This window comes from Microtetraspora glauca (genome assembly GCF_040656155.1).
GTDB classification, from domain to species: domain Bacteria; phylum Actinomycetota; class Actinomycetes; order Streptosporangiales; family Streptosporangiaceae; genus Microtetraspora; species Microtetraspora glauca.
This window is the reverse complement of the sequence record NZ_JBFALK010000046.1, coordinates 1-14,126: the sequence shown is the minus strand read 5'-3', so window position 1 is coordinate 14,126 and position 14,126 is coordinate 1. Positions and strand designations below refer to the sequence as shown.

9 protein-coding genes are annotated in these 14,126 nt (G+C 70.9%); 5 read left to right on the top strand and 4 right to left on the bottom strand.

Annotation, left to right across the window (positions count from 1 at the left end):
• Positions 1-958: 958 nt before the first annotated feature.
• Positions 959-1,288, bottom strand: a complete 330-nt coding sequence (locus AB0I59_RS41770) for a hypothetical protein (protein ID WP_358142558.1) — start codon at positions 1,286-1,288, stop codon at positions 959-961.
• Between the two features lie 147 nt (positions 1,289-1,435).
• Complete coding sequence (locus AB0I59_RS41765; RefSeq protein WP_358142555.1) at positions 1,436-1,969, bottom strand: hypothetical protein; 534 nt, start codon at positions 1,967-1,969, stop codon at positions 1,436-1,438.
• A 281-nt stretch (positions 1,970-2,250) separates the two neighbouring features.
• On the opposite strand from AB0I59_RS41765, the gene AB0I59_RS41760 reads away from it, so the two are divergent.
• From AB0I59_RS41760 to AB0I59_RS41745, 4 genes are all read left to right on the top strand, one after another.
• The gene (locus AB0I59_RS41760; protein ID WP_061261656.1) at positions 2,251-3,579 is read left to right on the top strand and encodes an SWIM zinc finger family protein; all 1,329 of its coding nucleotides are present in this window, start codon (positions 2,251-2,253) and stop codon (positions 3,577-3,579) included.
• Positions 3,576-6,800: a DUF7824 domain-containing protein gene (locus AB0I59_RS41755; protein ID WP_358142552.1), complete on the top strand. Its 3,225-nt coding sequence runs from the start codon at positions 3,576-3,578 to the stop codon at positions 6,798-6,800. The genes AB0I59_RS41760 and AB0I59_RS41755 overlap by 4 nt, the downstream gene beginning before the upstream one ends.
• Positions 6,797-9,685: a hypothetical protein gene (locus AB0I59_RS41750; protein ID WP_358142549.1), complete on the top strand. Its 2,889-nt coding sequence runs from the start codon at positions 6,797-6,799 to the stop codon at positions 9,683-9,685. The genes AB0I59_RS41755 and AB0I59_RS41750 overlap by 4 nt, the downstream gene beginning before the upstream one ends.
• 177 nt (positions 9,686-9,862) lie before the next feature.
• Positions 9,863-10,987, top strand: a complete 1,125-nt coding sequence (locus AB0I59_RS41745; protein WP_358142546.1) for an alpha/beta hydrolase family protein — start codon at positions 9,863-9,865, stop codon at positions 10,985-10,987.
• A gap of 6 nt (positions 10,988-10,993) precedes the next feature.
• Here AB0I59_RS41745 and AB0I59_RS41740 read toward each other — a convergent pair whose 3' ends face one another.
• Both AB0I59_RS41740 and AB0I59_RS41735 read right to left on the bottom strand, forming a co-directional pair.
• Positions 10,994-11,668: a response regulator gene (locus AB0I59_RS41740; protein WP_358142543.1), complete on the bottom strand. Its 675-nt coding sequence runs from the start codon at positions 11,666-11,668 to the stop codon at positions 10,994-10,996.
• A complete protein-coding gene (locus tag AB0I59_RS41735; RefSeq protein WP_358142540.1) occupies positions 11,665-12,813 on the bottom strand; it encodes a sensor histidine kinase in 1,149 nt (382 codons plus the stop codon). Before AB0I59_RS41735 ends, AB0I59_RS41740 begins: the two co-directional genes overlap by 4 nt.
• A gap of 399 nt (positions 12,814-13,212) precedes the next feature.
• On the opposite strand from AB0I59_RS41735, the gene AB0I59_RS41730 reads away from it, so the two are divergent.
• The coding region (locus AB0I59_RS41730) for an alpha/beta fold hydrolase (protein WP_358142537.1) at positions 13,213-14,126 on the top strand (914 nt) is incomplete at its 3' end.

Here is a 14,126-nt window from a genome sequence, read left to right as displayed (position 1 = left end):
CAGTCGTACCGGGCGACACGGCGACCCGTGGTGGTGACTTCACGCATTTCTCGACCCGCGTCGTCCCCCTGCGGTCGGGCCCGCACCCAGCCCGGATGCGGGAGCCGCTTGCAACGAACAGGGAGGAGGTTATGGTTGGCCCGGAGTCGCGGTAATCCCTCGTGCGGGTGATTCAAGGTCGATCACGTGGGCGACCCGGAACCTGTGAATTTGATCGAGGCAGCTGAGCCGGGCTAATTCTGTGCCGTCTTTCTCTGGCGTGTGCTCCTGTTCGGTCCGGGTGACGGGTTGGGGTTTGTTGATCCATGCCGGTCCGGGCAGGCCGGGTGGGGTCGGGCGCCCCGCGCTGGCGAAGCGTTCGGGATGGGCGGCCTGGACTGCGGCCAGAACCTGGATGCGTCGGTCGCGAACGGCGGCGGCGCGGCCGTAGCGGACGTCAACGGGGTGGTGGTAGCCGATCCCGGAGTGGTAGTGCTCGTGGTTGTAAGCCCTGGCAGGAGGAGCGGGCGTCCTGTATCGAGCCGAAGCGGCCGGGGAAGTCCGGGCAGTAATTCAAGGTCTTGAAGCTACGGGTGCCGATAAATCATCCAGCCAGGTCAATTGCCAGATCCTCCGTGAGGAGCTGGGAGTGCCCCAGGATCACCTGAACGACCCGCATGTCCGCAGTAGGCCGATCAAGTGGGAAAAGATCCTGAGCCACCACGGCGACTGTAGCCAGGCAAACCCGCGACAACCATGCCTTCGGCGGGGGCACTTCGGCTCCGGGGTGACCAAGGGCCTCGTGGCCGGCCGTAGAGGGCTGAGGTAGGGGCCTGATCACACCGCCCGCCATCGACCCGGGACAAACTGAGCAGACCAAGACCGCCGGGTCCAGATCGTTCGTCCAGTGGGGCACTCCACCTGGACCCGGCGGCCTTGGCCCGCTTCCCTTCGGGCGGGTCGACGGCACACGGGGAGATCAGGAAGGCGGAGGTGTGCGCGAGCGCGCGAGAAGTTCGCCCCCGGCTACTCGCGTAGCCCACAAACGCAGTTCGCCGATCGCGCCAGCCAAGCGATCATCGTCAGCTGCCCCAACGGGCGCCCATGGCTGGGTCCTCAACTCGCACTCGGCATCGAGATCACCCCACAGCCACTGAAACGAGTCTCTGATCTCAAGCTCACGAGGGTCCGAGGCTTCAAACAGTCCCCGGAGATCTTCAACCAGCTTTGGCAGCGATGTCTGGCCCGAGGCGTACAGGTCGAGGCGCTCGACCATGCGGCCGATCAGCGCGCGCTGGTAGTCCTCCATAGGCTCACATTCTTGATCGTCGTGCGATTAGCCAGGGTGACGAGGGGTCAACCACGGTCGGTCACCGCCGACCCGAAGCCCAGGTCAGCGATCCTACGAACCGTGATCCATGCAATTCCCAAGCTGACGGAGCGGGTTCGTTTCAAGTCAGGCTTCAGGCTTCAGAAAGCACTGGAAGGTTTCGCTCGTAGTTTTCAGCACGGCCGAATCATGCTGTGGCGCAGGCCATATCTGGAGGTAGTGATCATCTACCGAGCAGCGCTCTTCATCCATTCCTCGGACGTGATACCGCAAGCGATACGTACCGGGACCAGAAAGCAGCGGGGAAAGGCTGTGCGCCTTTTCATCGTCCCAATCCATGAGCCATCCCACGAGGAAAACCTCGCCCGACGGGGACTCAAAACTGATCTCCACGATGTCCTCATAGCCGTCAAGGTCAGAACCCGGATCCCGGTCGGCGACAGTCACCGTGAAGGGAATCACCCCCCACTGCGTGGCGATGTCAAGAGTGGCAACGCCTCTCCCCTCCACTTTAATGAGCCCAACGGAGTGAGTCGGTGAGCCATCTGGCCTGTCGGCGGCCTCATAGTCCCCCCGATCCAGGAGATAGACCTGACCACAGTCCTCCACCTCCACATCCATCCGCTTCGTGTGCACGACAGAAGACTCGTCTCTGCTCATGGGCGGGAAGCGTAGAGTCCGTCACCGACAATTTCGGCCGGCCGGAGCGTAGCGGGATTGATCAAGGTCAGAAGGCCCGATGAGCCAGAGCCCGCCCAATTACATTTCCAGTTGCAGTTCAGGGGAACTCAGAGCCGTTCAGGGTGGACCGTACATGCCCGCTGAACTGCTTTGAACTCTCCAGAACGGCCCAAGATCGACTTTTGATCCGTAGGTTCAGGAATCCCTGGCGCCCAGCTGCCGCACCGGTTTTGTCGGCGGGGCGATCTAACGTCCCGGCCATGACTTCAGCGACGCAGGCGTACACGTACGCCGCGCCCTCCTCCCTTGTCGACGGTCGTCTCGGACTGGCGACCTCCGGCGGGCGGGCCCTGTCCGGCCCGGCCGTGGCCCCCCGGTTCTTCAGCGGCGTGGTGACCCAGGCGGCCCCCGCCGCGGCGGCCCTCCTCGGCGTCGCCGACGTGGCGCTGGCCCGCTACCACCAGCCGCAGGCGCGGCCCGGCTGGGTGCGCGACCCGGTGGTGACGTGCAACGGAGACCGGTTGCGGTTCGAGTCGTTCTCGGCCTGTGGCGGCGTGTACGCCCGGCTTGATCTGCTGAACGGCGCGCTCGACGGCGAGGTGTTCGACCGGGGCACCACCAACGTCGACGTGAACGCGCCGCTCCGGGAGGCGCTGGCGCGCATCGGCGCGCGTGACCCGTTGCACCTGGGGGTCGGGCTCGACGAGCTGGTCGTGACCACGATGGACGGCGCGGTGGTGGAGAAGAAAGTGCCGCTGCCCGAGCGCTGGTTACGCGGATTCGCCGAGGTGCAGGTCATCGCCTCGGGCATGGACCAGCGCGGTGAGCTGACCGGCATGGCGGCGGTGCGGTTCCTGCGCGGGCTGCCCAAGAAGGGCACGGTGTGGGTGGCGCAGGCGGGGCGTGAGCTGAAGGTCTCCGACCGTCAGGTTCCGGGCTCGGTCCAGCTCGCCGGCCCCAATCGGCTCGGCACCCTCCTGCCGCTGCTGCGCTTCGCGAAATCCCTCCGGGTGTACGGCCCGGCCGACGCCGCCTCCAGCGCCTGGGAGCTGGAGCTGCCGGGGATGCGCTACACACTCACCCTCTCGCCCGAGCGCTGGCGCGGCTTCTCCGGCGAGGGCGCGGTGCTCGACGACCTGGCCACTGACGAGGCCGAGAACGACGCCGACGTAGTGGGCATGCTGCTCAACTTCGAACCCGAGGTCGAGATCGGCCTGCTGGCCGACCGCGCGGGCATCCCCGCCGACCGGGTGCGGGCCGCGCTGACGCAGCTCGGCGTCGCCGGCCGGGTCGGCTACGACCTGTCGGAGGCCGCCCACTTCCACCGTGAGCTGCCCTATGACAAGGACAACGTGATCCTGCTCAACCCGCGGCTGGCCAAGGCGCGCAAGCTCGCCGACGCGGGCGCCGTGCACCTCGAAGGCGAGTTGGCCACCGTCCACACCTCGGGCGGCGCGCGCCGGGTCTCGCTGGCCGACGGCTCCTGCACCTGCGAGTGGTGGTGGGACCATCGCGGCTCCCGCGGGCCGTGCAAACACGTGCTGGCCGCCCGGATCGTCGCCCGCGCCGCCGTGGAGGTCTCCCGATGACTCTCTGGACGGAGATCTGCGACCTGGTCACTCGCAACCAGGTCACCCGCCTGACCGACCGGCTGGTCACGCTCACCGAGGAGGAGCGCGCCGAGCTGGGTGGGCGGTTGCCCGGCCTCGTCAAGGAGCTGCGCCGCGCCCGCACCGAGCAGGTGCGGGCCCAGCATCCCGACGACTTCGAGGAGATGGCCTCCTGGGAGGTCGGCGACCTGCTCGACAAACTGGCCGACGCGCTGCTGCTGACCGGTGTCGGCGTCATCACCGGCCCGGCGGCCGCCGTGACGTGGATGACCAGCCGCGACGTCAACCGCCGCTGGGCCGAGGACCCCAACGTCGCCCAGGTGTGCCGGGTGGCGGCCACCCGCCCCTGGGAGTGGCGTCGCGATGTCGCGGTCCGGCTGGCCCAGCGGCTGCGCCGGCCCTCCGACCGCATCGCGCCGCTGGCCGTGGCTCTGCTGCGCGAGTCCGGCGCCGTGCCGCCCGACCACGACCCGCTGGTGGCCGCCTGGCTGACCGCGCCGAGCGTGGCCGATGACCCGCTGACCCCCGTGCTGCTGCCTCGTGTCTTCGACGCCGACGGCGCGGGCCGCGCCCTCCGTGACGAGCGGCTGGAGCCCCGGCCGACACGCTGGCTGGCCGCCGCCGCCCGCGAGCTGCCCAGGGAGCGGGTGCTCGACGGTTGCGTGAGCCGTTTCCTACGCGGCGGCGAGGCGCAGGACCTGCGGTTCTTCGTCCGGCTGCACATGCTCCTCGACCCCACGCCCGCGGAGTCCGCGCCCCGCCTGCGTGACTACCTGCGGTTGTTGCCGTCGGCTCCGGGCACGGTCGCCGAGCTCGCCGCCGGGCAGGTGCGCGGGGCGATGCCGCTCGACCACGCCGACCTGGTCGAGGCGGTCGACGCGCTCACCTTCCGGGACGAGGCCAAGCTCGCCGCCACGGGCCTGCGCTGGCTCGACCAGGCGATCCGGGCCACGCCCGAGGCGGCCGCCGACTTCGTGACCGCGCTGACCACGGCGTACGCGCACAAGTCCTTCGACGTGCGCAACCGCGCGGCCGAGTTGACCCTGAAATACGCCGACCTGTTCGCCGACCACGCCGAGGCGATCCTCGACGGCGTCCGCCACCTCCCCGCCGACCTCGGCGCGAAGCTGGCCGAGCAGTTCGGCGGGGAGACCCCGGTCGAGGAACTGCTGGAGCAGAAGGAGTTCCCGCCGCTGCCCGAGCTGCCGGAGGCGCGGCGGTTCCCCGAGCCGTCGATCTCCCCCTCCTACCACGAGCGTTGGATCGGCCAGGAGCGCTGGCTGGCGGCCTTCGTCGCCGGGATCGCCGACGACCGGGCGAAACTGCGCCGCAAGCTCAAGCCCCACGTCGAGCAGGACCAGGGTTACTGGCGGTCCAGGGCGGTGCGCCTCGACCCCGACGACTGGCAGTCGGCGCTGTCCGCCGAGCTCGTCACTCCCGGGAGCGTGCCGGAGCTGCCGCCGATCGAACCGGAGAAGTTCTGGGACAACGCGAACCACTCCGTGGGAGTACGCGCCCTCACCCGTGGCGAGGAGCCCGACCCGGAGCCGAGGCCCCGGCGGATCATGGTGGGCGGCGCCTACCGGCCTGGGCGCTACCTCGACGACGACACCCCGCTGCGCGCCTTCTTCATCACCTGGACCAGCGACGACGGCCCGGACGGAGCGGTGGCCCACGAGGGCCATCGGCAGATCCCCTTCGCCAGGGGCCGGATCCACCTGTACGGCTCCCCCACCGACGTCGAGCAGCCGTGGCATTTCGGCGCCGACGACGAGCCGGGCGAGGAGGAGGACGAGGAGATCTACGACGACAGGCTGCCGGATCGCCTCCGTCCGGTGCGGACGAGGCCTGGCGTCCTGTACGACGACTCCGTGGAGGCCATGCCGTCCTTCATCCTTGACCGCGCCTACGAGCGCATGGCCGAGCTCGGCGTGGACCCCGCCCGGATCGCGGCGATGCGGGCGGAGCAGCAGGTGCCCCCGCCGGGCCCAAGCGAGCCGCTCGTGGAGGTGACCGTCGTCTTCGTCCCACCCCGGCTGCGTTCCTTCATGCCCAAGGAGTTGCCCGAGCACGACGAGTGGCGGCGGCGCAACCAGCTGCCCCACCCCAATCGCGTCTCCCCGCCCCACGATTTCCTGCTGCACCGCTACGCGGAACTCGCCGAGGCCCTCCGAAACGGCACCCTGCCGCCCGTGCTGCTGGCCACGCCGACCTGGATGAGCGGCCACCTCGACCCTGACGTGCTGGTCGACCGGCTGGAGACCTGCGCCGCCGCCGGGGTGGAGCCGCCCCCGGCTGACCTGGCGCAGGCGCTGCTGCGGTTGCCCCGGGGCAGCCACCAGGCCGCGGCCGACCGGGCCGCCAAGGTCGACTCGGAGGCGGCGCGCTCGGCCGCACGCTGGCTCGCCGGTGACGGCATGGCCGACCCCGAGTGTGGCCACGTGTGGCGCCACATGGTCGGCGCGTCCATGGTGGAGTTCGGCGACGGCGAACCGGAGCACTTCACCGAGGTCAGGCTGCAGCCGGTGGTGCGGGTGACGGCCCCGACCGGCCATCGGCTGATCGACGAGGTGCTGCTGCGTCAGCCGTTCGATTGGACGGTCGACGAGTTCGGCAGCACGCTCCGGGCGTGGCCCGCCATGCTGCCCTCGCACCGCGAGGTCGTGGCCGTCAACTTCCTGCCCTTCCTGCTACGCGGCCGCTGGGGCGCGTGGGTGACGCCCACGGAGATCACCGGCCTGGAGATCGCCCAGGGTCCGACGGGCGAGTCCATGGCGGTGATCCTCGCCTATTTCCTGGCCGACAGCGTGCCCGGCATGATCCCGCTGGTCCTGAGCATGGCCGCCAGGGGCGAGCTGCCCGCCGAGGCGATCGGCCGCCAGCTCGCGCTGGTGCTGCGCCGCACCTGGCGGGAGACCCGCCCCGCCATCGCGGCCCTGACCGAGCTGGCCGACGCCGGCGGCCACCACGAGGTGTGGCGCATCCTGCGCGCTCTGCTGCCCGGGATGTTGCCGGGCGAGGGGCAGCGCATCACCGTGACCCACACCGAACTCGTCGCCTTCGCCGTCGACGTGGCACGTTGGACCGGCGCGCGCGGGGAGATCCCGGTCGTCGGCGAGTTCGCGCAGAGCCGCCGGACGATCCGCTTCGTCCACGAGTGCAAGCGCCTCCACGCCCAGCTCACCGGAGCCACGTCATGACCTCTGACGACATCCGTACCGAGATCAGGAATCTCGTGCTCAACCGCGACGCCGAGGGCCTGGCGTTGCGGTTGCCGAAGCTCACCGACGCCGAGCGGGCCACCGTCGCCGCCGAGTTGCCGGGCCTGCTCGCCGAGCTCCGCGAGAGCCCGCTGCCGGCCGCCACTGTCGGCTGGGACGCCTTCAACTGGAGCGCCAACGATCAGGTCACCGGCCCGTCCGAGGTGCTGATGATGGTGGGCGCGGCGACCATTCCCGGCCCGGCCGGGGTGGCCACCTGGTTGATGAAGCGCGACCTCAATCCCCGCTGGTCCGGCGCACCGAGCCCGCACCGTCTGGTGAAGGCGGTCTCCGGTCGCCCGGTGGCCTGGCGCGCCGATCTGGCGGTACGGCTCGCGCGCCGCATCCGCCGTCCCGACGACCGGATCGTGCCGCTGGCCTTGGAACTGCTGCGCGACGCCGAGGCCACCCCACCCGACCACGAGCCGCTGGTGGCGGCCTGGTTGTCGGCGGTGGGCGTGGCCAAGGACCCGCTCACGCCCCACCTGCTTCCGAAGATCTTCGAGGCGGCCGGCGCGGGCCGGGCGCTGGTCAACGAGACGCTCACCCCGAAGCCGTCCCGCTGGCTGGCCCTGGCCGCCCGCACGCTGCCACGCGAGCAGATCATCACCGGCTGCGTGAACCGTTTCCTGCTCGGCGGCGACGCGCAGGACCTGCGGTTCTTCGTCCGGCTGCACACGCTCGTGGCGCCCACGCCAGAGGAGTCGGCCGGGCGGCTGCGCGACTACCTGCGTCTGCTGCCCGCCGCGCCGGGCCCGGTAGCCGAGCTGGCCTGGCAGCAGGTGCGCCAGGCGCGGCTCGCCCCGACGGACGTCGCCGAGGCCATCGAGGCGATGACCTTCCGCCAAGAGGCCAAGCTCGCCGTGAAGGGCCTGACCTGGCTCGACCGCGACCTCGCCACCACACCGGAACGTGTGGCCGACCACGTCACCGCGCTGACCAACGCGTACGCGCACGCCTCTCACGAGGTGCGCGACCGCGCGGTCACCCTCACCCTCAAGCACGCCGACCACCTCACCGACCCCGCCCCGATCCTGGGGGCGGCCGAACTCCTGCCCCCGGCCTCAGCCCGGCAGCTCTTCGAGCGCTTCACCGAAGGCTGGACCAGCGACTTCACCCCCGGCCGCCTGCCCGAGGTCACCACCCCCGGCCCGTTCCCCATCTCCGGCCTGGAGAGCGGCCCGCCGGAGGAGATCGGCTGGATCGGCGTCGAGGCGTGGCTGGCGGCGGTCACGCGGGAGGCACATACGAACCCGGACTCCCTGAAGGAAACGCTGGCCCGGCGGTTCGGCGAACACCTGCGGCCGGTGCTCTACGACGCGCCGACGTGGCAGTCCCCGCGTGACTGGTGCACCGCGCTGGCGAGGGAACTCGTCAGCCCCGGCGAAGATCCGGGGCCACCCATGTCCCGCCAGCCGAGGCAGCGCCCGTCGTACCGGAAGACGATCTCCGACGAGCAGCGGGCCGACGCGGAGCATGCCTTCCCCGGCCTGTCCGGCGACCTCGGGCAGGCCCTGTACGACGGCATGGTGAACATCGCGGCCACGGCCTTCCAGCTGTTCCCCGGTCTCCGCACGATCGTCCCGCTCCACGAGATGCCCGACTACGTACAGGAGGAGATCCTGCGGACGATCGACGTCCAGACCGGCCTTTACGACGCCGACCTTAATGACGCCGACTTTTACGACGCCGACCTTTACGACCCGAAGGCGCGACCTGCGCCCGCCCCCTGGAACCGCCTCCCCCACCTGCGGGAGTGCGCCCGCCCCCACGCCTTCCTCCTGTCCCGCCTTGACGAACTCCTGCGCGCGGCGAAGGCCGGAGCCCTGCCCCCGGTACTGCTGGCCACCCCCACCCGCGCCGACGGCCACCTCGACCCCGAGACCTTGCTCAACCGCCTGGCCGTGTGCGCGGAATCCGGCTGCGAACCGCTCCCGCTGGACCTGGAACAGGCGCTGTTACGCCTCCCGCCCGACCCCGCCCCCGGCCTGGCCGAACGCGCGAAGGGCATCGGCTCGGCGGCCGCCGCGGTGGTGGCCCGCTGGTTCGAGCGCGGCGCGCCCCCACCCCCGGAGGTGGAGCTGACCTGGACCCTCGACCTCGGCTCCCGCGTCGTGCCCTACGACGACCACGTCCTCGACCGGCGCGGCATCGCCAACGTGAGCTGGCCACCCGTGGAGCCCACCGGTCTCGCCCACCTCGACGCCCTGCTGACCGCGCCCGAGACGCTCCCGTTCCGGCGCGTGTCACGTCACTTCTGGCCCGGCATGACGCCCCACCACCGGGAGCTCGCGGCGGCCCATCTGGCGATCGGCCTGATCGGCCGTTTCGACCCGCCCGACATCACGATCGACGACCTCCGCAACCTGACCCTGGCCGAAGGCGCGTCCGGCCCGGCGACGGCGCTGGTCCTGGCCTACTTCCTCACCGTGGAGGGCGACGACGCGGTGCCCCCACTGCTTCAGCTGGCGGCCAAGGGCGCGCTCCCCGCCGCCGAGACGGGCCGCCTGCTGGGCCTGCTCGGCCGCCGCACCCGCTACGAGGCCGACCTCGCGTTGCCCTCACTGGAGCTGGCCGCCAAGCAGGGCGCGCACGCCGAGGTATGGACGATCTTGCACCACTTCCTGGCCGTCTTCCTCCCGAGGGAGGGGGAGCGGGCCCGGCGTCCGCACACCGACGCCGTCGTGCTGGCCACCGACATCGCCACGTGGACCGGCGCGCGGGGCGAGATCCCCGAGGTGGCCGCCCACTCGAAGAAGCGCGGTTCGACCTCGCTGATCCGGGCCTGCCGGAGCCTCCACCAGTTTCTGACCCGGGAGGACTGATCGGCTCAGCGGCCTCGGCGGCGGTAGCCGTGACACTGGCGCCAGGGCTGAGGCGCGGTTCGTTCGTGAGCGCCATCCTCGAAAACGATCTTCGTCGAGCTCTACCCTCCTGGGTTGAGCCGGAGATCCTCCCCACGCCAGAGGCGGCAGCCGTACACGACCGGCACCGTGAACAGGGTGAAACGTGCACTCATCATCACCGCCCTGGCCCTCACGCTGGCCGGATGCGGCTCAACTCCACCGCAGCGCCTGACGGTCGCAAAGCCGACGGGCCCGCATCCGGTGGGGACCGTCTCGGTCCACCTGGTCGACCAGTCCCGCCCGGATCCCTGGAGCGGCTCCGGCAGGAAGCGGGAGCTGATGGTCAGCCTGTGGTACCCGGCCCGGGACGTGGAGGCCCACCCGGTCGCCCCCTGGATGCCAAAGGCGGCGGCGGAACGGTACTTGAAGATGAACGACCTGGATCCGGGCTCGATCCTGCTGGACAGGACCGACGGCCACGAGGGCGCGCCCGTCGACACGAGCCTGGGCAGGCTGCCGGTCGTCCTGTACTCGCCGGGCGCCAACTCCTCGCGCGCGTACGGGACTGGCGTCGTCGAGGAACTGGCCAGCCAGGGGTACGCGGTGGTCACCGTCGATCACCCCTATGACGCGGCGGTGGTGGAGTTCCCTGGAGGCCGAGTAGAGGCGGGCGCCGAACTGACCGACTTCGCCAAGGCAGTCGACGTCCGGGTGGCCGACGTGCGCTTCGTCCTGGACAGCCTGCCCTCTCTGGAGGAGAAGCTGCCCGGCCGTAACGGGAAGCCGCTCTTCGACCTCGCGCGGATCGGAATGTTCGGGCATTCGCTCGGCGGCGCGGCCACCTCCTCCGCCATGTACGCCGACCCGCGGATCAAGGCCGGGCTCGGCCTGGATGGCGCCGTCTTCGGCAAGGTCGCGCAGTCCGGCCTCGACCGGCCGTACATGGTGGTCGACACCGATGGGAAGGGCGGCATGGCGACCAATCCGACGCTGCGCACCTTCTGGGACGGATTGCGGGGCTGGCGGCTCAACGTGACGCTCAAGGGGGCGGCGCACAACTCCTTCGGCGACGACGTCCTGCTCATCCCCATGTCGGCCGAGCCGCTGGGGCTGGGAAAGGAGCAGCTCGAGGAGGTCGTCGGCACGATCCCGGCCGAGCGGGCGCTGGCCTTCCAGCGCGCCTACCCGCTGGCCTTCTTCGAGCAGCACCTGCGCGGCCGTCCGCAGGCGTTGCTGCAGGGCCCGTCAGCCGCCTTTCCCGAGGTCTCCTACCGCCGCTGAGGGCGCCTACCTGCCGGCCGTGACCAAGCCGCCCTCGTAGGCGGCGATGACGAGTTGCGCCCGGTCGTGCGCGGCGAGCTTGGCCAGCAGGCTGCGGACATGGGTCTTGACCGTCGCCGGCCCGATGCCGAGTCGCTCGGCTATCTGCGGGTTGGTCAGCCCTCGAGCCACCAGCACGAGCACCTCCCGCTCTCGGCCGGACAACTGGGTCAGCCCCGCCGCCAGCCGGGCCGGGATCCCGGGGGGCTCGCGCCGGGCGAACTCACCGATCAGCCGCGTGGTGACCGACGGGGCCAGCAGCGCCTGTCCTTCCCCCACAATGCGCAGCGCCTCCAGCAGGTCGCCCGGCCGGGTGTCCTTCAGCAGGAATCCGCTGGCTCCGGCCCGCAACGCCCCGTAGACGTACTCGTCGAGATCGAACGTGGTGAGCATCACCACCCGCGTCTCGGCGGTCACCGGGTCGGCCCGGATCAGCTCGGTGGCCTTGATCCCGTCGAGGCCGGGCATGCGGACGTCCATGAGCACCAGGTCGGGCCGGAGGCCGCGGGCCAGTTCCACCGCCTGCTCCCCTGTCCCGGCGTCGCCGACGGCCTCCAGGTCGGGGGCGGTGTCGATCAGCCTGCGCAGCCCCTCGCGCAGCAACGCCTGGTCCTCGGCGATCAGCACCGTGAACGTGCTCACCTCTCGTCCTCCCCGGAACCGCCTGGCGACAGCAGCCTTGCGCGAACGGCGAAGCCGCCTCCCGGCTCCGGTCCCGCCGAGAACGTTCCGCCGTACAGGGTCACCCGCTCTTCCAGCCCGGCCAGCCCGTGGCCCCCCTCACGCGGCGTACTCCCGCGACCGTCGTCGACGACCTCGACCACCAGCTCGCGCTCCGCACGGGTGCCGACGGCCACCCGGCATCGGGCCGGGCCGGCGTGTTTGAGCACGTTGGTCAGCGACTCCTGCACGAGGCGATAGACGACGAGGGCCGCCTCGTCGCCGAGCGTGAGGCCGGGCTCGACGTCGAGCTCCACCCGAGCGTCGCCGGCCGGAATCGCCGCGACCAGCTCGCGCAGCGAGTCCAGCGTGTACGGCGGGCCGTCCTGGTCCCCGGAGGCGTCGCGGAGCAGACCGAGGAGGCGGCGCAGGTCCGCCTGCGCCTTCCGGCTGGTCTCCTCGATGATCGCCAGGGCCTCGCCCGCCTCCTCGGGGTGCGTGGCGGCGACGTGGTTGGCGATGCCGGCTCGCATGGAAATCAGGCTCATGCTGTGGGCGACGACGTCGTGCACGTCACGAGCCATGCGCAGCCGTTCCGCCGTGGCCGCGGCCTGCGCCGACCGTGCGACGGCCTGCTCGGCGTATGCGCGCTGCTCCCGTATGGCAAGCCCGATCGTCCACGCCAGACCGAGCACCAGCCAGGCGAATCCGCACGCCGACGCCGCCCCGGTCCACGAGGGCGCGTCGATCGCGGCACCGGCGGCGGTCACGGCCAGCGCGGCCACCAGCGCCGCGACCGCCGTCCGGCGCGCTTCCAGCAGCGCCACCGCGTGCAGCGCGACCGCCAAGGGCACGAACGCCTCCTCCCACCCGACGCACGGCGCGAACACCGCCGCCACCAGGACCAGCGCGCAGACCAGCACCGGCCACCGGCGCCGCCCTGCCAGCGGCAGGCAGGCCAGCGCGATCATCGGCACGGCCGCATACGGCGACACTCCGGCGGGCTCCGGCACCAGCACCGCCGGCACCGAGAACCCGGCGGCCAGGGCAACGGCCGCGAACGCGTCGACGGCGACCCAGTGTCCCGGTCGCAGTCTGCGCGCGATCAAGGGACGCCGTTCGGCCATGCGCCCACCCTAGACGGGGCCGACCAGCAGGCGCCGCGGCCAGGGCAGCGGCGGCGTGCGCGAACAAGGGTGTGTTCAGGTTATGGATCAGGAGGTTGCGGATTCGCCTGCGCGGAGCCACCCTTGCGCGGACCTCTCGACCAGGGCGTCCCCGACCCGGCCTCAGCGGCCAAATCCTTGACCACGGGCCACCGGGTACGGCGAGGTGCCAGAGCAGCTGTTGAAACTTTGGTATCACCCTCATATCGACTTTGGTTCTTGATTCCCAGCGATTCGCAGGATCTTGACGTCGGTCGCGGGGAGGGCCACCCGGCGAGTGGTTTCATCCCGATTGGGGAGGAGCCGCGGGAGCACCGCTGGAAGGGTCGGCGGAGAGATTCCTCAACCCGGAAGGCGATCATGTCGATCCTCCGATCACCCAGGTCTTTGGTGCTGCCGATGGTGGCCGCGCTGGGACTCCTGCCGGCCACCGGTGCCATCGCAGACACGGCCACCGGTACGGCCGCCACGGCACCCGCGATCTCCTGGGGGGCGTGCACCGGACTGCCCGTGTCCACCGCAGGCCTGGACTGCGGCAAGCTGACCGTGCCGCTCGACTACGGCAACCCGAGCGCCGGGACCGTCGACGTCGCGGTGATCAGAGCGAAGGCCACAGGCACCAGGATCGGCTCGCTGGTGATGAACTTCGGCGGCGGCGGCAACGGTGTCGTCAACCTGGCGGCGAGCCACCAGAAGTATGCGGCCCTGCGCGAACACTACGACCTGGTCAGTTTCGACCCGCGCGGCTCGGGCGGCACCTCCCCGGTGACCTGCGGCCCGGGAGCCTCGATCGACCGCCTGTTCGCCGTCAACCCGGGCGTTGTGAACCCCGCCGACCGTAAGGCGTACCTGCAGGCGACCGGCGACTTCGTCCGCACCTGTGAGAAGGAGTCGGGCAGGATCCTGCCGCACGCGGGCATGGGCGACACGGCCAGGGACATGGACCGGCTGCGCGCGGCGCTGGGAGAGAACAAGCTCACCTACTACGGCATGTCCCTCGGTAGCGTCCTCGGCGGCGTCTACGCCACGCTGCATCCCCAGCGGGTCGGCCGGATGGTGCTGGACGCCGGGCTCAACCCCCGGCAGTCGGTGGTCGAGGTTACAAAGCAGCTCACCCGCACCTCCCAGCTCTTCTACGAGCGGTTCCTGGCCGGGTGCGTCAAGAAGGGCTGTGACCTCGGCAAGGACACCAAGGAGGTCAACAGCGCCATCGAGGGACTGGTCGAGCGGCTCAAGCGCAAGCCGCTCATGGTCGGCGACCGCCGGCTCGGCGC